The organism is Flagellimonas sediminis (assembly GCF_010500845.1).
Taxonomy (GTDB): Bacteria; Bacteroidota; Bacteroidia; order Flavobacteriales; family Flavobacteriaceae; genus Flagellimonas; species Flagellimonas sediminis.
Genome location: NZ_JAAAMI010000002.1, coordinates 270,744 through 293,065 on the forward strand (window position 1 = coordinate 270,744; position 22,322 = coordinate 293,065).

The following is a 22,322-nucleotide window of genomic DNA, read 5'->3' on the forward strand; positions in this document are numbered from 1 at the left end:
AAATGGAAGAGAACGAAGAACTGAATGATGAAGGTTTAGAAAACCATGAGGAACCTCAGGATAGCCTTGTAAAGGTTACGGGGATGTACAAGGACTGGTTTTTGGATTATGCCTCCTACGTAATTTTGGAGCGGGCCGTGCCAGCCATTGAAGACGGGTTCAAACCTGTTCAGCGCAGGATCATGCACGCTCTCAAGGAGTTGGACGACGGTCGTTACAATAAGGTTGCCAATGTAGTGGGCCACACCATGCAATACCACCCTCATGGGGATGCCAGTATTGCCGATGCCATGGTCCAAATAGGCCAAAAAGATCTTCTCATCGATACCCAAGGGAACTGGGGGAACATTTTAACAGGGGATGGTGCCGCAGCACCCCGCTATATTGAGGCCAGGCTTTCCAAGTTTGCCCTGGAAGTAGTGTACAGCCCAAAGATTACCGAATGGCAACTTTCATACGATGGTCGTAAAAAGGAGCCTATCAATCTTCCTGTAAAGTTCCCTTTATTGTTGGCGCAAGGAGCCGAAGGGATTGCTGTTGGACTTTCAACCAAGATCTTGCCGCACAATTTTGTGGAGCTCATTGACGCTTCCATCAAACATTTGAAAGGCCAGCGTTTTACTTTAAATCCCGATTTTCCAACCGCCGGGATCATTGATGTCACCAATTATAATGATGGCCTCCGAGGAGGAAAGGTTCGGGTACGCGCCAAAATATCCACTTTGGATAAATATACTTTGGTAATCACTGAAATACCGTATGGCACCAATACATCAACATTGATTGATTCCATTCTTAAGGCCAACGAGAAAGGAAAGATCAAAATCAAAAAAATAGAGGACAATACCGCTGCCGAGGTTGAAATTTTGGTGCATTTGCCCCCGGGTATTTCACCAGATAAAACCATTGATGCCCTTTACGCCTTTACGGCTTGCGAATCGTCCATTTCCCCATTGGGATGTATCATTGAAGACAACAAACCCAATTTTATAGGGGTTAAAGAAATGCTTGAACGTTCAACGGACAATACCGTTGATCTTCTGAAGGCTGAATTGGAAATTCAATTGGGAGAACTGGAAGAGCAATGGCACTTTGCTTCCCTGGAACGAATTTTTATTGAAAACCGAATTTACCGTGACATTGAAGAAGAGGAAACCTGGGAAGGGGTCATTGCCGCCATCGACAAGGGATTGCAACCGCACATACAACATCTGAAACGTGCCGTAACGGAAGAGGATATTGTTCGGTTGACGGAAATCCGAATCAAACGTATTTCAAAATTCGATTTAGAAAAGGCACAGCAACTGATCGAGGGACTGGAAGAAAGGATTGCACAGACCAAGCACCATTTGGAGCATTTGGTGGAATATGCGATTGACTACTTCAAAGAACTCAAAAAGAAATACGCCGCTGGCAGGGAACGTAAGTCCGAAATCAAGATCTTTGATGATATCGAGGCCACAAAAGTGGTCATCCGAAACACAAAACTATACGTCAACAGGGAAGAGGGATTCATAGGAACTTCACTCAAGCGGGACGAGTATGTGACGGATTGTAGTGACATTGATGACATCATCGTCTTCACCGAAAAAGGGGAGATGATGATTACCAAGGTAGATTCCAAGGTATTTGTAGGCAAGAACATTATTCATGTTGCCGTATTCAAGAAAAAGGACAAGCGAACGATCTATAACATGATCTACAAGGATGGTAAGGGAGGTCCAAGCTATGTGAAGCGTTTCAACGTTACCGGGATCACCAGGGACAAGATATACCCAATGGCAGGAGACAAACCCTCTGCCGAAGTGCTTTATTTTTCTGCCAATCCCAACGGAGAAGCAGAAGTGGTCACCATTTTATTGAGACAATCCGGCAGCGTGAAGAAGTTGAAATGGGATTTGGATTTTGCCGATGTTCTCATCAAAGGACGGGCATCCAAAGGCAACTTGGTCACCAAATATGCCGTAAAACGAATAGAACTAAAAGAAAAAGGGGTTTCTACCTTAAAACCTCGTAAAATTTGGTTCGATGATGTGGTAAGCCGGTTGAATGTGGATGGCAGGGGAGAACTGTTGGGCGAATTTAAAGGAGATGATCTATTGTTGGTCATCGACCAGAAAGGTGTTGTGAAGACCATTCCACCCGATTTGCTTACCCGATTCAATGACGACATGATAGTTCTTGAAAAATGGAACCCGAACAAACCGATTTCCGTAGTCCATTACGATGGTGAGAAAGATCGGTATTTCTTGAAACGGTTCTTGGTAGAAAACCCCAACAAAGAAGAACTGGTCATTTCCGAAAGTCCCAAATCCCATATGGAATTGGTGACAACGGATTGGCGACCCATGATTGAACTGGAATTTGTAAAACCACGCGGCAAAGACGCCAAACCCAACCTACAGGTCAATGTGGAGGAGTTTATTGCCGTTAAGGGCATCAAAGCCCTGGGAAACCAATTAACCGCGGAAAAAATCAAGAGTATCAATGTGTTGGACCCCTTGCCTTATGAAGAACCGGAAGAAGTTAAGGCTGAGGACATTGAAGTTGTAGATGAGGAAAGTATAGAAGATGACGATTCCGATATGGGCACAAAAAATGAAGGTTCCGATCAAACTTCTTTGTTTTAAATCTTTTTCTACCTATATTTTCGCACAGAGACATATCTAAACCGACGCTTAATACATCTATATGGATTTCACCAACCCGCTGGTCTACGGCGTACCAGTTTTTATTGCCTTTATTTTAGTAGAATTGACTTATAGCAAAACCCACGGAGATGACCACCTGTATAATTGGAAGGACCTTGCAGCCAGTGGATTCATGGGGATTGGTTCTGCCATTTTGGGCCCCTTGTTCAAAGTAGCCTTTGCAATAGTCTTGTTTGAAGGGGTTTATGAACTTTGTAATCCTTTGGTAGATGGGGTTCGTGAGAATGTATTGGGATACACATCTTTCAGTTATGCATGGTACATTTGGATCCTTTGTCAATTGGCTGACGATTTTACCTACTATTGGTTCCACAGGGCCAATCATGAAATCCGCATTCTTTGGGCAGCACACATTGTGCATCATTCTTCGGATAATTTTAATTTAGGAACCGCCGTGCGTAACGGATGGTTCACCATTTTGTATAAACCTTTCTTTTATGCATGGATGCCTGCGATAGGTTTTCCACCGGAAATGGTGGTGGTATGTTTAGGCATCGAGGCGCTTTGGCAATTTCAATTGCATTCCGTCTATATCCCAAAACTGGGCTTTTTGGAGAAATTTCTTAATACCCACACGATGCACCAAGTACACCATGCCCAAAATGTGGAATATTTGGACAAAAACCACGGGGGATTCCTTAACATATTTGACAAAGTGTTCGGAACATGGAAAGAACTGGATGACGATATCGACGTAAAATACGGTGTTATCCATTCACCAGACTCCTTTAACCCAGTGGTTATTTTGACCCACGAATTCAAGGATATTTGGAATGATGTAAAAAAAGCGAAAAAATTCTCACATAAGTTTATGTACATCTTCGGTCCACCAGGATGGAGCCCCGATGGTAGCACCCTTACTGTAAAAGAGCAGCAACGTTTGTTCAAAAAACACAAACAGACCAACCCGGGATTAGCTTATCAACGGCCGAATTAATCCTCTACTTATTTTCGATAACCTCCTGTCCTTCTTCGGGTTGAACGTTTTTTCTAATCCTTAGGTTTAAGAATTCGACCATCAGAGAGAAGGCAATGGCGAAATAGAGATACCCTTTGGGTATGGACCCAACTTCGTTTCCAAAAACAATCAAATGGGATAGGTGGGCCGATTCGGCTATCAACATAAATCCGATCAGGATCAAGAACGATAGTCCCAAAACTTGAATGGATGGATGTCTGTTTACAAATTCCCCAACCGGATTGGCAAACAGCATCATAATTACCACGGAAACCACCACAGCTGTGATCATCAAGATCAAGGCATCCGACGGGTTCGGTGAGATTCCGTTGGTCATACCGATCGCCGTTAAGATGGAATCAAAGGAGAACACAATGTTGATCACGGTAATTTGAACAATGGCATTCATCAAGGATGAAGACCTGGATTTTTCCACTTCTCGTTCATCATGGCCGCGATCTTCTATCTTTTCGTGGATTTCCTTGGTGCTCTTATAAAGTAAAAACAATCCGCCCCCAAATAAAATAACGGCTTGCCAACTGATTCCGCCAGTGACCCATGATTCATTCAAAACCCAAAAAGGTTTCTTCATTTTGGTAAGCCATGTAATCCCGAACAACAGTACAATCCGCATGACCATGGCCAATACCAGACCAATATTGGTGGCCTTTTTTCTATTTTTTCTTTCCAACTTACCAGCGGCAATGGAAATAAAAATGATGTTATCTATACCCAATACTATTTCGAGAAAAGTAAGGGTCAACAGTGCCATCCAGGCATCGGGGCTTGAAAAGATATCGAACATGGTCAGTGTATTTTGAATGCGGTTCCTTTAAATTTACGTGTATCGCCAATGGCGTTGTATTCAAATGTATAAGAAGAGTCCGTTGTGGTCAAAATTTTAATGTGGATAGATTTCTCCTCGGACATGTTTTTCGGATTCAAATTCTTGAGTACATATTCACAATCATTGATCCATCGGATACTGGAAGAATCCTTTTTTCCATCAAATTCATCTACTTCCATGTTTTCCGTACGATAAAAAACGGTTTGTTTTTCCTCACCATCAATAATGGCTGTAAATGAAAATTTTCCCGTTCTAAAATCGCTGCAATTACGTTGGGGAGGTTGTTTGCAGGCCCAAATTAGGGCGAAAAGGCACACAATTAGAAGATATTTTCCCATGACCACAAAATAACGGAAAGAACTTGAAAGGGTCAATCATTTTTTGAATGGAATGATTCAAAAGTTCCATCCTGATAGAATAGCACGATTTTGACAGGTTCCGATTTGTTCTTTGTATTTGTAGGCAGGGGCAATTCCGTTCGGATGGTATGTGTGGATTCGGTTACCATGTCTACTTGTTCTGCCGCATCTGATCCATCAGTGATACTGTCATCAGGAAAATTTCCTTCCCCTTTCAAAAACCAATACAGATTTACATCGGGAAAAGCCTGCACCAATTTCAACACAAAATCAAGGCTTGGTTTGTTCCTACCACTTAAGAGGTGCGAGATGCTCGAACGTTGTACACCGACCTTGTCCGCAAATGCTGAGACAGTCAAACCGTAAAAGGCAATTATCCTCTGGACCCTTGAAATCAAATCTTCGTTCACAATTGTAAATAATTATTATTTTAAAGTACCACAAATATAGTAGAACCACGGAATAGGATATACTTTATGCCGATAAGATTTAAACTGAATGTTTACTAAATATGACATTTAATACTGATATTTAATTGTTTATAATAGCGGTATGGGCAAGGCGTAACATTTGTGATTTCATTTGACAGAACGATCACACGTTTGTTATTCCCAATACACAAATGTTAATTTCTAAAGTATACAATTGTAAACAAGAGCTTGTTTACTTTTGTTACCTTTAGTTGAATTCACATATGATCCAGCATACCGATTATAAAGAAGAAGCCATCCATGGACGTTACATAACCATGGACATGTTGCAACAGCATTGCTTTCCCAAATTGAAAAATGATACCACTATTATAGGTAACTCCGTTAAAGGAATTCCCATTCCTGCCTTTGCCATGGGCCAAGGGAAAAAGAAGATTTTGATGTGGTCCCAAATGCATGGCAATGAATCGACCACAACGAAAGCGGTTTGGGATATGGTCAATTTTTTAGGTTCATCACACAAAGCGTCTAAAACAATTTTGGAATCCTGTACCCTTATGATTGTTCCAATTTTGAATCCCGATGGCGCCAAAGCCTATACAAGGGTCAATCATAATGAAGTGGATTTGAACCGGGACGCCAAAAATTTGTCCCAACCCGAAAGTGTGGCCTTAAGATCCTTATTTCAACAATTTGACCCGGATTTCTGCTTCAACCTGCACGACCAACGGACCCTCTTCAGTGCCGGAAAAGCAGACAAACCCGCCACTGTTTCCTTCTTATCGCCGGCAAGCAATGTGGAAAGGAATATTACACCTTCAAGGGAAGCGGCCATGAAGTTGATTGTCTCGATGAACAAAAGATTGCAAAAAATCATCCCAGGTCAAGTGGGAAGGTTCGATGATGGTTTCAATGATAATTGCGTTGGCGATTCCTTTCAAATGGAAAAGATCCCCACTATATTGTTCGAAGCAGGACATTATCAAAATGATTATGAAAGGGAAAAGACCAGGGAATTCATTTTTTATGCGTTGGTCGAGGCCTTGAATACCATTGCTGCGGACAAAATCTCCGATTACTCCATAGACGATTATTTTAGCATTCCAGAGAATGATAAATTGTTTTTTGATATCGTTATCAATAATCCAGAAGTTATCAATCCTAACATAAAGGCAGGAGAAAGGGTTGGGCTAAGATATAAAGAGGTATTGAACGAGGGAAGGATCCAATTTGTGCCTGAGGTGGCTGAAATGGGAACTCTTGAAGGGTTTTACGCACACCAAGTTATTGAAGGTGCTGATTTACTGGATTTTGACAACAATCCTTCCAAGAGGGCCATCAGGTCAATTCTCTTGTCAATCAACGAATAATGAAGCATTTATATCGTCAGCTTGCGTTTTATTTAAAAAAGAACCATTTTTATTACGTAAATTTCCTTTTTTAACTAATTTAGCTGAAAATTTCAATGTAATGAATAAAGTTAAGCTTGACGAGATTGATCACCAGATACTGGATATGTTGATTGACAACACCCGTACTCCCTTTACGGATATCGCCAAAAAGCTGTTGATTTCAGCTGGTACGGTGCATGTTCGTGTTAAGAAAATGGAGGAATCTGGGATCATCAAAGGTTCATCCCTTACCTTGGATTATGTGAAACTAGGCTATTCCTTTATAGCTTATGTGGGTATTTTTCTTGAGAAAACCCATCAGACCAAGTTTGTATTGGAGCGTTTGAACCAGATACCATATGTAACCGTTGCCCACATCACCACAGGTAAATTCAATATTTTCTGTAAGATCAGGGCAAAGGATACTACCCATGCCAAAAACATCATCTTTAAGATAGATGATATTGATGGTATCAGCAGGACGGAAACCATGATTTCATTGGAAGAGAGCATCAACGACAAAAAACGTCTGATGCATACCATTTTCAACGAGATGTAATTTATTTTCGATAGATGTTTGTTTCGGATTTATCGATTTCGGAATACAATCCTTTTTACCAAACCTATATCAACGCATTGGGCAATGTTGGCCTGATGGAAGAGATGGTTCAAGGTAAAAAGGATTTCTTGTTATTGTTGGAACAGATTCCAGATTCCAAATTACCCTTTTCCTATGCTGAAGGAAAATGGACCTTGGCAGAAGCTTTGGTTCATATGATAGATACGGAACGTATTTTCCAATATCGATCATTGCGTTTCGCCAGAAACGACAAAACCGACTTGGCCGGGTTTGAGCAGGATGAATATGTACCCAATTCAAATGCCAAGAACAGGGCCTTAAAGGATTTAATGGAAGAATATTCCGTTGTTAGGGATGCCACCATCACTCTTTTTAAGTCTTTTGACGAAGACATGCTCAAAAGGATGGGGAAGGCAAACGGTTTTCCGATGAGTGTGCGCGCCATGGGATTCATCATCAATGGCCATCAGGCGCACCATATGAAAATCATCAAGGAGCGATATTTGGTCTGATCAAAAAAGGCCTTCATTATCAGCTTCTTCCACATCGAATTCTGGTGTAGGAAAGAGTTCGTTATCCACTTCGGCCGTTTCTTCAGGTTCCAAGTCTTTGTTCAATTCCCTTTCAATGGTTTCCTCAAAGTTGGAGATAAAATGGCTAAGGCTTTTGCTGATCTTCACCAAGTAAATGGTATCCTCGGTACGTACCTCCACTGCTTCAAGGATTTCACCGTCCGGTTTTTTAATGGTAATGATGTCATCGTCTCCATATCCATCTGGGTAAGAGTCGATTAAAATGGCCGCCACTTTGTGGTCCAACTTTTTGTAGTCAATCAAAATCCGTTTCATAATGGTTGGTTATTACATATTCCTAAGCTATGAAAATTCGGATTTGACCCACTTAAAGAGTTGCCAACGTAAAAAAATAGTATATGTAACGTTTATTCCCTGTAGTAAGCAAAAGCTTCCTCGAAAAGATCATCGGGAACTTTAATATCGGTTACCGCCACACCGATAGATTGTAACAGTACAAAATTGATGTTACCGTGGGAATTTTTCTTGTCGTATTTGAGCAATTTTAAAATGGCATCGATGTCATGGCCATCAAATTCCTCCTTATCAAAATGTTGCAAAAAGACTTCCTTAATTTCGTTGAGCGAAAGTTTGGGCAATCCGGTCAACTTGTGCGATAAATATCCTTCCAGAATCATTCCAACCGCAATAGCCTCCCCATGCAACAAGGTCTTTTTGTCATAGTTTTCCAAACAATAGGACTCTATGGCATGCCCTAAGGTGTGGCCAAAATTCAAAATCTTGCGAATGCCTTTTTCGGTCGGATCTTGTATGACCACCTCATTTTTTATGGCGATGGATTTTTGAATGTTGGCTGCGGCCTCGAAAGCATTTTGGGTTTTCAACAAATCCCAATACTCCTTGTCTTTTATTAAACCGTGCTTCAACATTTCGGCATAACCGCTTCGGGTTTGTCTGGCATCCAACGTTTTTAGGAATTCTGGAAAAATCAACACCATTTGAGGTTGGTTGATCACCCCGATCTGGTTTTTCAAAGATCCCAAGTCTACTCCGGTTTTTCCGCCAATGGAAGCATCCACCATGGAAAGAAGGGTGGTTGGGATGTTTATAAAGTCTATACCACGTTTAAAGGTAGAAGCTACAAATCCGCCAAGATCCGTGAGTACACCGCCGCCCAGGTTGACCAATAGACTTTTGCGGTCACCATCAAATTGGGAAAGATGTTCCCAAACTTGCATACAGGTATGAATGTGTTTATTTTCCTCTCCAGGTTCAATTTCAAAAATGGAATCAATAGTACCGGTGAACATTTTTTCAAAGGTCGGTAAGCAATATTTTTTGGTGTTCTTATCTACCAACAAAAAGATTTTTGAATAATCATATTTGGCAACATGCTGGTTCAGTGCCGCTTGTGCAAGCTCATCAATATGAACCTCGTAAGATTGTGCTTTTACCGATTCCATAATTCAAATTTCACCGCTAAATAAAGATTATTTTATGGATAAGGTTACGCATTCCGTACTTATATTTGAATCTTTAATCGGAATACAAATAATGCAACCTAATTTTGAGAATACCGCAATAGCTTTTGAGCTCAAATCCGACTCCCAGTTGGAACGTGCTTACTTTTTGTTCAAGATGATAGCCAACGAACCTTTGGTACGGATCGGTACCGCCGTGACCAATTTTGCCATCAAGGCTCACTTGCCCGTAGATGGTTTGATAAGGGCTACCGTATTTGATCATTTTTGCGGGGGAGTGAATGAAGAGGATTGTCTTCCGATCATTGATAAGATGTACGAAAAGGGAGTCTGTTCCATTTTGGATTACTCCGCCGAAGGCAAGGAAGTGGATAATCAATTTGATTTTGCGTTGCAGAAAACCCTTGAAATCCTTGATTTCGTCAAGGAAAAAGATGCCATTCCTTTTGCCGTATTCAAGCCAACTGGGTTCGGACGCATGAAATTGTTCGAAAAAATGAGTCTAGGACTGGATTTGACCAGCGATGAAACGGAAGTTTGGAACAGGATCGTAAACCGATATGAAAAGGTCTGTAAAAAGGCCCATGATTTGGATGTGGCCTTGTTGATTGACGCCGAGGAAAGTTGGATGCAGCAAGCTGCCGATGACCTTGCCTTGGAGATGATGCGCAAGTACAACAAAGAAAAAGCCATTGTTTTCAATACTTTCCAAATGTACCGTTGGGACAGATTGGATTATATTAAAAAACTACACGCCCTTGCCAACGAAGAAGGCTTTAAGGTTGGGGCCAAGGTGGTCCGCGGTGCCTATATGGAAAAGGAGAACGAACGTGCCCAAGAAAAAGGCTATAAAACTCCGATCTGCAGCAACAAACAGGAAACGGACCAAAATTTTGATGCGGCCATCAACTATCTGATGGATCATTTGGATTGCTTCAATGTATTTGCGGGAACGCATAATGAGCAAAGCTGCCATAAATTGATTGATTTGATGGAAGAAAAGGAATTGGAACCCAATGATCCAAGGGTTTGGTTCGGGCAATTGTTCGGGATGAGCGATCATATTACCTACAACTTAACGGCCGCCAACTACAATGCGGTAAAATATGTGCCCTATGGTCCGGTGAAAGATGTGATGCCCTATTTGATCAGAAGGGCAGAGGAGAATACTTCCGTGGCGGGGCAAACATCAAGGGAACTTTCTTTGTTACAAAAAGAAAGGAAGCGTAGGAAGTTGGAGGACTAGAGGTTAATGTTGCCTTGAAAGCATTCTCTCTCCACATTCCAGTATTTTTACCTGAAATCCATACGGATTTATAAATAAGCTTTCATATTTATAAATCCTAACAAACTTCATTTGTGTTTTATTCATTTTGCGAGGACATTTAGTCCATGCAAATTTTTCCAAAAGAAATCATAGAGAACACTATACAGTCCCATTTGCCCAAGAATGGGGTAAAAAGCAAGGTCATTTATGGTATTATTCTATTGGCTTTAGTGTTGGCAATAATCTTATTGCCCTTCATAAACATCAAAGTATACACAACTGCCAGAGGTATTATAAAACCATCCAAAGAACGCATTTTAATTACAAGCCTTAATTCTGGAAAGGTTTTATTCACCAGAATGGAAAATAACCTGTATGTGCAAAAAGGAGATATTCTGCTGGTTCTAGAGAATAATGTTCTTGATGAACAAATAGCACTTACTGAATATGATACAAGAAGATATCAGGAAGAGATTAAGGATTTAGGGTATCTGATAAATTTCAAAAATATTATCGTTGACAGTATTCATTCAGCCAAGTATCAAAAAGAATACATCGAATACTTGCAAAGCTCCAACGAATATGTGACAAGAATCAATAAAATAAAAATAGATTACGATAGAAATTACAAGCTTCTTTTGAAAGGTGTAATCGCTAAAGTGGATTTTGAAAATATAAAATTTGACTACGAACTAGCACTTAATGCCTACAACCAATTTAAAAAGCAACAAACAAGTACATGGCAGGCAACCTTGACGGAATTGGAAAGTAACCTTACGATTACGCAAAACAAAAATGACCAATTTACTGAAAGTAAAAAGGAATATGTAGTCACAGCTCCAATCAATGGGTATTTGATGAATCTTTCTGGAGTTGAACGTGGCAGCATTATTACTTCTGGAGTTTCCTTAGCTGAAATTTCACCGGACGCCGAAATAATCGCTGAATGTTTTATCAAACCTATGGACATTGGCCTTATCGACAAGTCAAAACCCATAAATTTTCAAATAGACGCTTTTAATTACAACCAATGGGGACTTGCCACTGGAAGAATCTTGGATGTCTCCCAGGATGTGTTAATTATCGAAAATCAACCCGTTTTCAAATTGCGTTGTAAGATAAACGAGCATTTTCTCCAATTAAAGAATGGCGCAAAGGGTGCAATTGGAAAAGGAATGACGTTCAATGCCAGGTTTGAATTGGCAGAAAGGTCTTTATACCAATTATTATACGACAAGCTTGATGATTGGATGAACCCGGCACAGAACACCCAAATTTCTTCAACAAATTAAAATGGCGAAAATCAATATAAAACAGCATGATATTACCGATTGCGGAGCGGCATGTTTGGCATCGATAGCCGCACATTTTGATTTTCAAATACCTATTTCAAGGATTCGACAATATGCGGGGACCGATAAAAAAGGAACCAATGTTTACGGCCTTATAAAAGCAGCCGAAAAAATGGGCTTTGAAGCAAAAGGGGTAAGGGGAGATTTTGAAAGTTTATTCAAAATCCCCAAACCAGCAATAGCCCATGTTATAGTAAAGGAACAATTGCACCATTATGTAGTAATCTATGAGGTAAACAAAACTCATATAAGGGTCATGGACCCAGGGTCAGGTAAAATAGAAAAACGGTGTCATGAAGATTTCAAAAAAGAATGGACAGGTGTTTTAGTGCTCTTGCTGCCAAATGAAAGTTTTGAGAAAGGAAACGAAAAGGTATCCGTTTTTAAACGTTTTTGGTTCTTGTTGAAACCCCATAAAGCGGTCCTGGTCCAAGCATTCATAGGGGCCTTGTTTTATACCTTACTAGGCTTTTCTACATCTATCTATATTCAAAAGATTACCGATCATGTTTTGGTGGATGGTAACTCAAAACTATTGAACCTTTTGAGTGTGGTTATGATCATTCTTTTGTTGTTACAACTAACAATAGGCTACTTTAAAGATACCTTTCTCTTAAAAACAGGGCAACAGATAGATGCCAGATTGATACTAGGCTACTACAAACATTTATTGAAATTGCCCCAACAGTTTTTTGACACTATGCGGGTAGGAGAAATTATTTCCCGTATCAATGATGCAGTCAAAATAAGGAACTTCATTAATGGGGTGTCATTGAACCTTACCGTGAACATTCTCATTATTATTTTTTCGTTTGCATTAATGTTCACATACTATTGGAAATTGGCATTGATCATGCTCATAATAGTACCGATCTATATCACCATTTATTGGGTTGTGAACAGGCTCAACAAAAAAGTAGAACGGAAGGTGATGGAAAATGCAGCGGACCTTGAAAGCCAGTTGGTGGAATCCTTGAATGCTGTTGGCACAATAAAGAGATTCGGGCTAGAGGATTTTGCAAATGTTAAAACAGAAACGCGTTTCATTACCCTGCTTAGGACTGGCTACATATCTGCCCTAAATTCCATTTTTTCGCTCACCTCATCCAAAACGGTTTCGCAAGTATTTACAATTGTCCTCTTATGGGCTGGTTCAGGTTTTGTAATTGAAAGGCAAATCAGTCCAGGTGAGCTTCTTTCGTTCTATTCCATTATTGGCTATTTCACAGGCCCTTTGGCTAGTTTGATAGGAGCCAACAAAGAAATCCAAAATGCCCTTATAGCTGCCGATCGTCTTTTTGAGATCATGGATCTGGAAAGGGAAGAAAAAGATAAAAATATCGTCTTAACCAGGAATAAAATTGAAGACATTACCTTTTCCAATGTAACCTTTCAGTATGGGACTAGGGTCGAGGTATTCAATGATTTGAACCTGACCATTCAAAAAGGCAGCATAACTGCTTTTGTGGGGGAAAGTGGCTCAGGAAAGTCGACCCTTGTATCCCTTCTACAGAACATTTATCCTTTAAATAAGGGAAAAATCAGGATTGGGGAAATAGACCTGAAGCATATTGAAAACCAAAGTCTCAGGAATTTGGTGAGTGTGGTTCCCCAAAAAATCGACCTTTTTGCAGGTAATGTCATTGAAAATATAGCTGTTGGTGAATTTCAACCCGATTTTGACAAAATTTACAGGATATGCAAGAGCATAGGAATTTTAGAATTTATTGAAAGTCTGCCCAACGACTTTAATACCTATTTGGGTGAAAATGGCGCCACATTGTCCGGAGGACAAAAACAGCGTATAGCAATCGCGAGGGCGTTGTACAAAGACCCGGAAATTTTGGTACTGGATGAGGCCACTTCCTCCTTGGACAGTAGCTCTGAAAACTATGTGCAAAGGACCATTGAAAATTTACGTTCAGAAGGTAAAACTGTGATTATCATCGCGCATAGATTGAGTACGGTGGTCAATGCGGATAAGATTGTTGTTTTGGATAAAGGACAAGTATTGGAGCAAGGGTCCCACTTTCAATTGTATGACAGCAAAGGAGCTTACTTTAAACTGTGGCAGCAACAAGTGCCTTCATTTTTATCAATACTTAAACCTGTTAATTAAACCTAACCTATCATGGCAAAACTGACGAAACAAATTGAAATATTGGAGCGAATAGACCAATTGATACGTTTAAAGGCCACTGGCAGGCCAAAACAATTGGCAAAACGTTTGGAAATATCAGAGGCTACTGTATTCAGGATGATAGAGACCATGAAAGATATGAATGCCCCCATTTGCTATGACTTGACACGGCAAAGTTATATATACACGGAAACAACCCGTTTTAAGTGCGGATTTTATGTGGAAGAACTGGATACAACAACAGAAAGGAATCTCTCTGGGGGTTACTGTTATAAAAATGCGTTAAAAGTATTAGCATTTTAACAGTTTTCTGTAGTCCACTCTCAAAATTTGAGAGTGCCAATCCCCATATTTGGAAGGTAAACATAAAGCTGCGCGCAAAAGAATTCCTGGCTTTGGTTGCGAAATAAATTATTTAATTAAAATTTTATCTCATGAAAAATTTAAAAAACTATCATGTTGAAGAATTGGATTTATCAAATTCAAAACAAACCGAAGGCGGTGTAATCAACTTTCTAATCGGTGGATTCCTTTTAGGAAGAAGGGTTGAATACATGAAAAATGGAGGTGACTTTTTCGATTTTTATCTTTAAAAACAGGGAAATATGGAAAATTTAAGTAAATTAGGGGTATGTGAAATTAAGTTAAAGGAAGCCCGGAACCTTGATGGCGGATGGATTTTAGGACTCTTGAATTTAGTAGCAGGAGCAACTTATATGGCATATAATTTAGGGAAAGATTCTTATCAAATCCACCCTGAAAGTTTAATCTAAAAATTATGGAAAATAAAAAAACGTTTTCTTCCTCAAAATTTAACATGCTGGAAATTACTTTCTGGACGTTGTCAATAATTGTTTGGTTGGTTTATTTCTTTTATGAACTTGGTAAAGACTCATTTTATCTTTTCTAGAAATCGTAATGATAAAAGAAGTTTAAATGGTCGTTTTTAAAAAACGACCATTTTTTTTTCATAGATGGCGCTAGATGAATGAAAATACTATAACAAAAGGCTGGGCACGAGTTCTCCTGATCATAATACCCTATTTTTTTATTGTTGGCCTGTTCCAAATTACCGGAGCCTATTTTACGGGACACGACATTATTTACGGTCTGGAAAACGAAACCACCCACGAACACCTCATCATTTCATTCTCTGGTTTTTTAGGTACTTTAATGGTGGTGATACTATTTATGAAATGGGTGGATAAGATGCCTTTTATCAGCATAGGACTTTACCCAAAAAATCACGTAAAAGGGTTTGTAATTGGACTTTTAGCAGGGTTGATTGTAATGACACTAGGGTATTTGGTTCTTGATTCGGCTGGACAATTACAATTTTTACAATTCCAATATAATGGAAACGAGATCTTTTTAACCATGCTTTTGTTCCTTATTGTTTCTTTAACAGAAGAGATTCTATTTAGGGGATATGTACTACGTTGTCTAATGGAGTCCATGAATAAGTTTGCGGCATTATTGGTATCGGCCATATTATTTGCTTTGCTGCATGCGGCAAACCCAAATTTATCCCTTGTCGGGAACATCAATCTTTTTCTTGCAGGCATTTTATTGGGACTGCCTTATATCTACACCAAAAACCTAATGTTCCCCATTGCGCTACATTTTAGTTGGAATTTCTTTCAATCCCTTTTTGGCTTTAACGTTAGTGGGGTGGATTCGTATTCGTTGATTGTCTTCGAAACTCCCAAAAAAACCATTTTTAATGGAGGGGACTTTGGGTTTGAAGGGTCTTTACTAGCTATAATTTTCCAAATACTGTTAATCTTTCTCTGTTATATATTTTTCAATTATCGAAGCAGAAAAGATTCAAAAGTCTATATTTAGTATAATTCTTCAACTATAGGAGCAAAAGAATGTCATGATATTTTTCTTTGACTATGCTCTATAATCCGCTTAAAAAACACCCCTGGCGTCACTCCAATCTTGTCCTTAAATGCCTTTGAAAATACCCCTACAGTGTTAAAGCCATACATTTCCGCTATTTGGACCATGGATTTAGTCTGTACAATTCCCGGATTACTCTTTAAATCGTTTATAGCATATGTAATCCTAAGATCTTTGAGGTAACTCGCAAAATTTTGCTTTTTGTGTACATTGATTACTTGCGAAAGGTAGGCACTGTTGGTGTTGAGTTCTTTGGCCAAAGTTTGTTGGGTAAGGTTGCTGTCCAAAAATCCTTTTTGTTCTTCCCAGTCTTTCAGGTTTCTTAAAACCTTTGCAACTATTTCTTCATCCAGCTTATTGTCATCTGCTTCTTGCCTTTCTGGCAAGAGAGTAGGAATATCCAAGTCTATCCTATGGGACAGTGCATAGGCGAGTCTTTTTTTGATCCGGGAATATTTGGTGTAATAAGCAGATAACCCAATCAACATGATTCCGCTTAAGACATAGAACCATGTCAACCATTTGGATTTTGTGGAAATGATATCTCCCAGCATCTGTTTTTCCTCTTCCTGCATGGGAAGGTCAAATTTCTTCAATGTAATTTCCCTTAGTTGTTTTTGAGTTGTGAGCAAAAGACTGTCATAATATACGAGACGATGTAAGTATTCGTTGGTCTTTAAATTATCATTTTCACTGATGGCTTCTTTCAACAGAAATTGATACACCTCATTAAAATTATCACGTAACGGATAGTTTTTAGATTTTATTATACTATCTATTTTCAAAAAGTATTGCTTTTTTTTAGATGTATTTCCGTACTCTCCTTCTATCATGCCCAAATAGAAAAGATCATCAGCGATGGATAGTTCATTCCGTTCTTCCAAATACATTGATTGTCCATTTTGCTCCTCAATATATTTATTCAAACTATCCTTGGAGGCTTCAAAATTTCCCAAATAGAAGTTCAACTTTGATTGTTGTATTTTGAAAGACCGTAGTTGCTTTTCATCGTTTGTTTTTTTAGCCAACAAGATTCCAATATCAATATATTTTGCTGCTGAATCAAGTTCTTTTGAAAAGAGAAAACATCTTGACATCTGTTCTGTCCAATAATAATAGTAGTTTTCATACTCTTCAATAGTAGTCTTATTCGCTTCAAGAAAGTTTAGGGTCTGTCGTTGAAGTAAGATAGCTTCATCTTCTTGGCCATAAACAGCTTTGATATCAGCGATAAAAATCAAAATATTAACCACTAATTTTTTGTTATCTGTTTTTCTTGCATATTGATAGCTTTTAATACACTCTTCCACAGCAGGATAGTTCATGTCATTTGTATAAAACAAGGCACCCTTTGTATAGTGTGCCAATGCCATGAATTCATCGAAATCCTTTTTATCGATATGATTGATTGTTTTTGCTATGGTCATGGAAGAATCAACACTTTTGATGCCCTCAGGATAAGCCAGATTATATGATCTAAGGCGATATGCTTGAGCCAATTGCAGTGTATCGTTTTTATTTATGGCCTTTTTGACATATATCTTAAAGGTGCTATTTAACAAAACTGAATCTGATTCCGAAACCATGATTTGGTAAAGTTCATCATAGGATAGCCTTGAAAGATCTTCATTATTTAAACTGTTGGTTTGGGCTAAGCTAGGCAATACAGCCAAAAGAAAAAGGAGTCTTTGGATTTTATAAACCATGCTTTTTGATGCTAATACTTAGAATTTATCTGTTCAAAAAGTAAGAAATATAAAGCAAAAGAATATTTGTATTACATGCAAATGGATATAATGCCAAAATGAATTGATAAATGGAAGAAAATTGACCTTAGTCTTTTCTAATATCCTCAACAAGAATTTTATCGGGGCAATTCTTTATTTTTAAATAAACCGATTCTTTTTCAATGTAATACAGTTTACAAGGCTCCGCTTTGGTATCGCTTTTGCCGAAATCTACATCGCCATCGGTCAAGAATTGTAGGATAAGTGTAGTGTCCCTATACTGTTCGGGTAAGGATTCCCCAAACGTCAAAGGTTTGGACCTCATATCTTTGAGTACCCGACAATTGGGCAGATAACAAAAATCCAGACCTTCTTCGCCGGACTTTTTCTTTAAAAAGAAAACCAAGAATACCAATCCAATGGAAAGTCCTACCAAGTACCATCCCAACCGCTTTAAAAACCCCATCTATCTTAAAAAATAAGAAAATTAATATCGTTATAGCTCATACCAAACCAATCGCCCACCGATTTATTTGTCAAAATACCATGGTACATGTAGAGACCGTTGCGGAGTCCTTTATCAAATCGAAGGGAATGTTCCAGTCCGCCTTCTTCACCTATTTTTAACAAGTATGGTGTAAAAATGTTACTGATGGACACCGAGGATGTTCTAGGGTATCGGGACGGAATATTGGGGACACAGTAATGGGTGACCCCATATTTTTCATAGGTAGGCTTTGTATGCGTGGTGACTTCAGAGGTTTCAAAACACCCACCCATATCTATACTTACGTCAATGATCACGGCCCCTTTTTTCATATGTTCCACCATAGTGCTGGAGACCACCACGGGCGAACGGTCCTTACCGCGTGTGGCCCCAATGGCAACATCACAACGTTTCAGGGACTTGATAAGGTTCTTAGGCTGAATGGTAGAAGTATACAGCGTCCGGTTCAAATTGGTCTGTAAACTTCGCAATTTACTGATGGAATTGTCAAAAACCTTTACATTGGCACCTAGTCCCAACGCGGAACGTGCTGCAAACTCGCCTACGGTTCCTGCCCCAATGATGACTACTTCCACAGGCGGCACACCACTAATATTACCGAACATTAGACCATTTCCCTTGTTGGTGTTCGCCATCAGTTCCGAAGCGATCAAAATGGAAGAAATCCCGGCAATCTCGCTCAAGGAACGAACGGCAGGATAATTCCCGTCCTCATCCTTTATGAATTCAAAAGCAATGGCCGTTAATCGTTTTTTGGCCAAGGCCTCAATATATTCCTTCCGCTGTGTTTTGATCTGCAAGGCAGAAATCACAATGGTTTGGGGGTTGATGAAATCTATTTCGGTGAGGGTAGGGGGTTCCACCTTTAAAATGATGGGGCAGGAAAATACCTTTTTGGTATCCCTAGTAATCTCGGCCCCTGCATTGGTATAGTCAATGTCCGAAAAATTGGCGGCATCCCCAGCACCTGACTCGATCAATACCCGATGACCATGGGCGGTTATGGCATTGACAGCATCCGGGGTTAAACAGATTCGTTTCTCTTGGTATTGGTTTTCCTTGGGAATACCGATAAAGAGTTCCCCTTTTTGTTTGATGACCTCCAAGGTTTCTTCCTGGGGCAACAATTGTTGTTTGCTAAATGGGGAGGACGGTTGGTTCATATGCGGTAAAAGTGTTCAACTTACCAAACTGGTAAGGAACAAATTTACATTTTTTTCAAAAGGGTTTTTTGGCGTTCTTCCAATTTCTCCCTTTCCTTTCTCAGTTCCTCTTTTTCCTTTAAAATCTGAAGTTCGGTATCCATGGCATCCAGGTCAATTCCGTGTACGTGTTTATCCACCAGTTTCAACCTGATGAAATATACAATGGGTACCACCACCATGGTAACTGCAATAACATATAGGATTTCGTTTTCATCAACCTTTTTGGAAGAATAATTCAAAACACTATAAAGCTGAAAGCTATACATGGCTATTGGAATAAGGATAGCATGGTACCACCAGTTCTTGGAGGTGACAAACCAAATAACCAATAAAAGGAAGGGCACCAACTTACTGAAATAGTAATAAAATGCGGTACTAATCAGTCCAAAGTCGTTCTCCTTAAACTCAATGCCCAAAAAGGTCCATGAGGTAGCATCAGGAGGGAGGTACTTGTAGCTATAGAACACCAATGGGGATATAGCAATAAATAATGCTATGGCCCCTTCTATAATAAAACGTTTCTTTATTGTAGACTTTTTGCTCATTATATTGTTAACTGAAAAAGTCTAGAATTATTGTAAAAAAAAATCCCTTTTCGAAAAAAGGGATTTAAAATTTACTGGATGATAAGCTTAGATTTTGATAATCTTATCCTTATCAATACTAACTTTTTGGTTTTTGTCAATCGTTGCAGTAGAAACAGCGGTCATTGCCAAAAAAGCAACAGCTAGTAGTCCAAAAAAAACTTTTTTAGTGTTCATCGTAAAAGAGTTTTTGGTTAATAAATGAATTCATTCACTGAACAAATGTAGGAAAATATCTCAACTCCACCTACACTTCATCGATAAATTTGGTTTTTTAACGTAAAAACCGAACGGTTTATCGAATTGGACTTGTTCCGCAAAAGAATGTGTTGAAGATAAAGGGATCTTGCTTTAACAAACATTTAACTCGATTGAACGCGTATTTTCATCGATAAAATGCAGAAAAACACTTACAGCATCGTCAGGTAACAATGACTGAATTTTTTCGGGCCATTCAATGAACAACCATTTGCCCGAGTTCAGGTAATCTTCAAACCCGATATCCAAAGCTTCCATTTCATCGTTCAACCTGTAAAAATCGAAATGATAGGCCAAGGGACGGCCAGAGGCATCATCGTATTCGTTCACCAATCCAAAGGTAGGGCTATTGGCTACATCTACTGCACCCAGTTCCCTGATCAGCTGTTTTACGAGGGTAGTTTTACCTGCACCCATTTCGCCATACAAACAAATGTTCTTGTTGGGAGCGGCAGCCAACAAGGTTTTGGCCACTGCACCGATGCCCGATAATTGAAAGGTTGTTTTCAAGAGAATTTATTTTGGTTCCAAAACTACAAAAGGAACGATCATTTCTTCCAAAGAAACCCCACCATGTTGGTACGTATTCCTATAATAACTTACATAATGGTTGTAATTGTTAGGGTAGGCAAAGAACAGGTCATTTTTCGCAAAGATGAAACTGCTGCTCAAATTGATGTTGGGCAAATGGATCTCTTGCGGATTTTTGGTGGCCAACACTTCCTTGTCCTCATACGTTAGGCTCCTTCCAGTTTTGTACCGAAGATTGAGACTGGTTTCCCTATCCCCGATTACCTTGGATGGTTGCTTTACGTTGATTGTACCATGGTCCGTGGTCAAGATCAGTTTCATCCCCAAACTTTGGGCTTGTTGAATGATCTCCAATAAAGGGGAATTCTTGAACCAACTCAAGGTCAACGACCGATAGGCTTTGTCATTGGAAGCCAGCTCCTTTACTACGTCCATTTCAGTTTTGGAATGCGATAACATATCCACAAAATTGTACACGACCACAGTTAAATCGTTTTCCTTTTGCGATCTGAAATTCTGGGCCAGTTGTTTGCCTTGTTTTAAGTTGTTGATTTTATGGTACTCCCACTTAAGGTTGAGTCCCAATCGCTTTAATTGCTCGCCTAAAAACTCGGCCTCATAAAGGTTCTTACCGCCTTCATCGGTATCGTTTTTCCACCAATTGGGATAGCGTTTTTCCATTTCCAACGGCATTAGGCCTGCAAAAAGGGCATTCCGGGCGTACTGGGTGGCCGTGGGCAAAATGCTGTAATAGGAAGACTCCTGTTTTTTTTTATAATGTACGGAAAGAGTTTCTTCAAAAGCCAACCATTGATCATACCTTAGGTTGTCAATGACCACCATCAGAGTCTTGCTGCCCTCCAATTCAGGTTGCACTTTGTTCCGGAAAAGGGTGTGTGACATGATCGGGGCATCCCCATCTTTGAACCAGCTTTTGTAGTTCTTGTCCACAAACTTGCTGAACTGGTTATTGGCTTCTACTTTTTGGGATTCCAAGATCTCGAACATGCCCGAATCTTCAATCTGTTCCAATTGTAGCTCCCAATAAATCAACTTTTTATACAGTTCAGCCCATTCTTCATGGCTGTTGACCATGGAAAGGTCCATGGCAATTTTCCTGAATTCTTGCTGATAGTTGGCGGTGGTTTTTTCGGATATTAACCGAGAATTGTCCAAGCTCTTTTTGAGCGATAACAATATCTGGTTTGGGTTCACCGGTTTTATAAGGTAATCGGCAATCTTGGAACCGATGGCCTCATCCATAATATATTCCTCTTCACTTTTGGTAATCATCACTACGGGAATGGAGGGCTCGTATTTTTTTATCTCGTTCAGGGTTTCCAGACCGGAAAGTCCCGGCATGTTTTCATCCAAAAAAACAATGTCGAAAAAATTTTCCCTAATTTCCTCTAGTGCATCTTGTCCACTTTGACTGGTAACTACTTTGTAATTTTTGTTTTCAAGAAAAATAATGTGAGGTTTTAATAGGTCTATTTCATCATCGACCCAAAGAATTGTAATCTTGTTCATATAGTAGTTATCTTTGTGGCATTA

24 protein-coding genes are annotated in these 22,322 nt (G+C 39.5%); 12 read left to right on the forward strand and 12 right to left on the reverse strand.

Annotated features, from left to right (window positions below):
• The first annotated feature begins 2 nt into the window (after positions 1-2).
• Both GTK07_RS05790 and GTK07_RS05795 read left to right on the forward strand, forming a co-directional pair.
• Positions 3-2,630 (forward strand): DNA gyrase/topoisomerase IV subunit A, encoded by a 2,628-nt coding sequence (locus tag GTK07_RS05790; protein WP_163633966.1) that lies wholly within the window; start codon positions 3-5, stop codon positions 2,628-2,630.
• 61 nt (positions 2,631-2,691) lie between these two features.
• Positions 2,692-3,648, forward strand: coding sequence for a sterol desaturase family protein (locus GTK07_RS05795; RefSeq protein ID WP_163633968.1), 957 nt, complete (start codon positions 2,692-2,694; stop codon positions 3,646-3,648).
• Between the two features lie 4 nt (positions 3,649-3,652).
• Here the strand turns inward: GTK07_RS05795 and GTK07_RS05800 are convergent, their stop codons facing one another.
• From GTK07_RS05800 to GTK07_RS05810, 3 genes are read right to left on the reverse strand one after another with little or no spacing between them, the layout of a single operon-like run.
• Complete coding sequence (locus GTK07_RS05800; protein WP_163633970.1) at positions 3,653-4,474, reverse strand: TerC family protein; 822 nt, start codon at positions 4,472-4,474, stop codon at positions 3,653-3,655.
• Between the two features lie 2 nt (positions 4,475-4,476).
• Complete coding sequence (locus tag GTK07_RS05805) at positions 4,477-4,854, reverse strand: DNA topoisomerase IV (protein ID WP_163633972.1); 378 nt, start codon at positions 4,852-4,854, stop codon at positions 4,477-4,479.
• A 32-nt stretch (positions 4,855-4,886) separates the two neighbouring features.
• Positions 4,887-5,285, reverse strand: a complete 399-nt coding sequence (locus tag GTK07_RS05810) for a helix-turn-helix transcriptional regulator (RefSeq protein WP_313790725.1) — start codon at positions 5,283-5,285, stop codon at positions 4,887-4,889.
• Between the two features lie 284 nt (positions 5,286-5,569).
• Here GTK07_RS05810 and GTK07_RS05815 point away from each other — a divergent pair, with 284 nt between their 5' ends.
• The 3 genes from GTK07_RS05815 (at position 5,570) to GTK07_RS05825 (ending at position 7,789) form a co-directional block, all read left to right on the forward strand.
• Positions 5,570-6,676, forward strand: a complete 1,107-nt coding sequence (locus GTK07_RS05815; RefSeq protein WP_163633974.1) for a M14 family metallopeptidase — start codon at positions 5,570-5,572, stop codon at positions 6,674-6,676.
• A 100-nt stretch (positions 6,677-6,776) separates the two neighbouring features.
• Positions 6,777-7,256, forward strand: coding sequence for an Lrp/AsnC family transcriptional regulator (locus GTK07_RS05820; RefSeq protein ID WP_163633976.1), 480 nt, complete (start codon positions 6,777-6,779; stop codon positions 7,254-7,256).
• A 14-nt stretch (positions 7,257-7,270) separates the two neighbouring features.
• Complete coding sequence (locus tag GTK07_RS05825; protein ID WP_163633978.1) at positions 7,271-7,789, forward strand: DinB family protein; 519 nt, start codon at positions 7,271-7,273, stop codon at positions 7,787-7,789.
• Here the strand turns inward: GTK07_RS05825 and GTK07_RS05830 are convergent, their stop codons facing one another.
• The gene (locus tag GTK07_RS05830; protein WP_163633980.1) at positions 7,790-8,125 is read right to left on the reverse strand and encodes a hypothetical protein; all 336 of its coding nucleotides are present in this window, start codon (positions 8,123-8,125) and stop codon (positions 7,790-7,792) included. It abuts the gene before it with no gap.
• A 92-nt stretch (positions 8,126-8,217) separates the two neighbouring features.
• Positions 8,218-9,273, reverse strand: coding sequence for a 3-dehydroquinate synthase (aroB, locus tag GTK07_RS05835; RefSeq protein ID WP_163633982.1), 1,056 nt, complete (start codon positions 9,271-9,273; stop codon positions 8,218-8,220).
• A gap of 91 nt (positions 9,274-9,364) precedes the next feature.
• Between aroB and GTK07_RS05840 the strand changes: the two genes are divergently transcribed.
• The 7 genes from GTK07_RS05840 (at position 9,365) to GTK07_RS05870 (ending at position 15,895) form a co-directional block, all read left to right on the forward strand.
• Complete coding sequence (locus GTK07_RS05840) at positions 9,365-10,537, forward strand: proline dehydrogenase family protein (RefSeq protein ID WP_163633984.1); 1,173 nt, start codon at positions 9,365-9,367, stop codon at positions 10,535-10,537.
• Between the two features lie 146 nt (positions 10,538-10,683).
• The gene (locus GTK07_RS05845; RefSeq protein WP_163633986.1) at positions 10,684-11,850 is read left to right on the forward strand and encodes an HlyD family secretion protein; all 1,167 of its coding nucleotides are present in this window, start codon (positions 10,684-10,686) and stop codon (positions 11,848-11,850) included.
• Between the two features lies 1 nt (position 11,851).
• Entirely contained in the window at positions 11,852-14,029 is a 2,178-nt protein-coding gene (locus GTK07_RS05850) for a peptidase domain-containing ABC transporter (RefSeq protein ID WP_163633988.1), read from the forward strand.
• 12 nt (positions 14,030-14,041) lie between these two features.
• Complete coding sequence (locus GTK07_RS05855; protein WP_163633990.1) at positions 14,042-14,353, forward strand: HTH domain-containing protein; 312 nt, start codon at positions 14,042-14,044, stop codon at positions 14,351-14,353.
• Between the two features lie 131 nt (positions 14,354-14,484).
• On the forward strand, positions 14,485-14,643 hold the full coding sequence (locus GTK07_RS05860) for a hypothetical protein (protein ID WP_163633992.1): 159 nt from the start codon (positions 14,485-14,487) through the stop codon (positions 14,641-14,643).
• A gap of 12 nt (positions 14,644-14,655) precedes the next feature.
• The gene (locus tag GTK07_RS05865) at positions 14,656-14,823 is read left to right on the forward strand and encodes a hypothetical protein (protein ID WP_163633994.1); all 168 of its coding nucleotides are present in this window, start codon (positions 14,656-14,658) and stop codon (positions 14,821-14,823) included.
• 211 nt (positions 14,824-15,034) lie between these two features.
• Entirely contained in the window at positions 15,035-15,895 is an 861-nt protein-coding gene (locus tag GTK07_RS05870; protein ID WP_163633996.1) for a CPBP family intramembrane glutamic endopeptidase, read from the forward strand.
• Positions 15,896-15,927: 32 nt separating this feature from the next.
• Here GTK07_RS05870 and GTK07_RS05875 read toward each other — a convergent pair whose 3' ends face one another.
• The 7 genes from GTK07_RS05875 to porX all read right to left on the reverse strand — a co-directional run bounded on the left by GTK07_RS05875 (position 15,928) and on the right by porX (position 22,298).
• On the reverse strand, positions 15,928-17,661 hold the full coding sequence (locus GTK07_RS05875) for a helix-turn-helix domain-containing protein (protein ID WP_163633998.1): 1,734 nt from the start codon (positions 17,659-17,661) through the stop codon (positions 15,928-15,930).
• A 127-nt stretch (positions 17,662-17,788) separates the two neighbouring features.
• Positions 17,789-18,148 carry a DUF4258 domain-containing protein gene (locus tag GTK07_RS05880; protein ID WP_163634000.1) on the reverse strand — a complete coding sequence of 120 codons (360 nt, stop codon included), beginning with the start codon at positions 18,146-18,148 and terminating at the stop codon, positions 17,789-17,791.
• Between the two features lie 5 nt (positions 18,149-18,153).
• Entirely contained in the window at positions 18,154-19,353 is a 1,200-nt protein-coding gene (locus tag GTK07_RS05885; RefSeq protein ID WP_163634002.1) for an alanine dehydrogenase, read from the reverse strand.
• Positions 19,354-19,397: 44 nt separating this feature from the next.
• The gene (locus GTK07_RS05890) at positions 19,398-19,940 is read right to left on the reverse strand and encodes a hypothetical protein (RefSeq protein WP_163634004.1); all 543 of its coding nucleotides are present in this window, start codon (positions 19,938-19,940) and stop codon (positions 19,398-19,400) included.
• 87 nt (positions 19,941-20,027) lie between these two features.
• Positions 20,028-20,156: a hypothetical protein gene (locus GTK07_RS19335; protein WP_262887567.1), complete on the reverse strand. Its 129-nt coding sequence runs from the start codon at positions 20,154-20,156 to the stop codon at positions 20,028-20,030.
• Positions 20,157-20,330: 174 nt separating this feature from the next.
• Positions 20,331-20,747, reverse strand: coding sequence for a tRNA (adenosine(37)-N6)-threonylcarbamoyltransferase complex ATPase subunit type 1 TsaE (gene tsaE / locus GTK07_RS05895; RefSeq protein WP_163634007.1), 417 nt, complete (start codon positions 20,745-20,747; stop codon positions 20,331-20,333).
• A 6-nt stretch (positions 20,748-20,753) separates the two neighbouring features.
• On the reverse strand, positions 20,754-22,298 hold the full coding sequence (porX, locus tag GTK07_RS05900; RefSeq protein WP_163634009.1) for a T9SS response regulator signal transducer PorX: 1,545 nt from the start codon (positions 22,296-22,298) through the stop codon (positions 20,754-20,756).
• Positions 22,299-22,322: the final 24 nt, after the last annotated feature.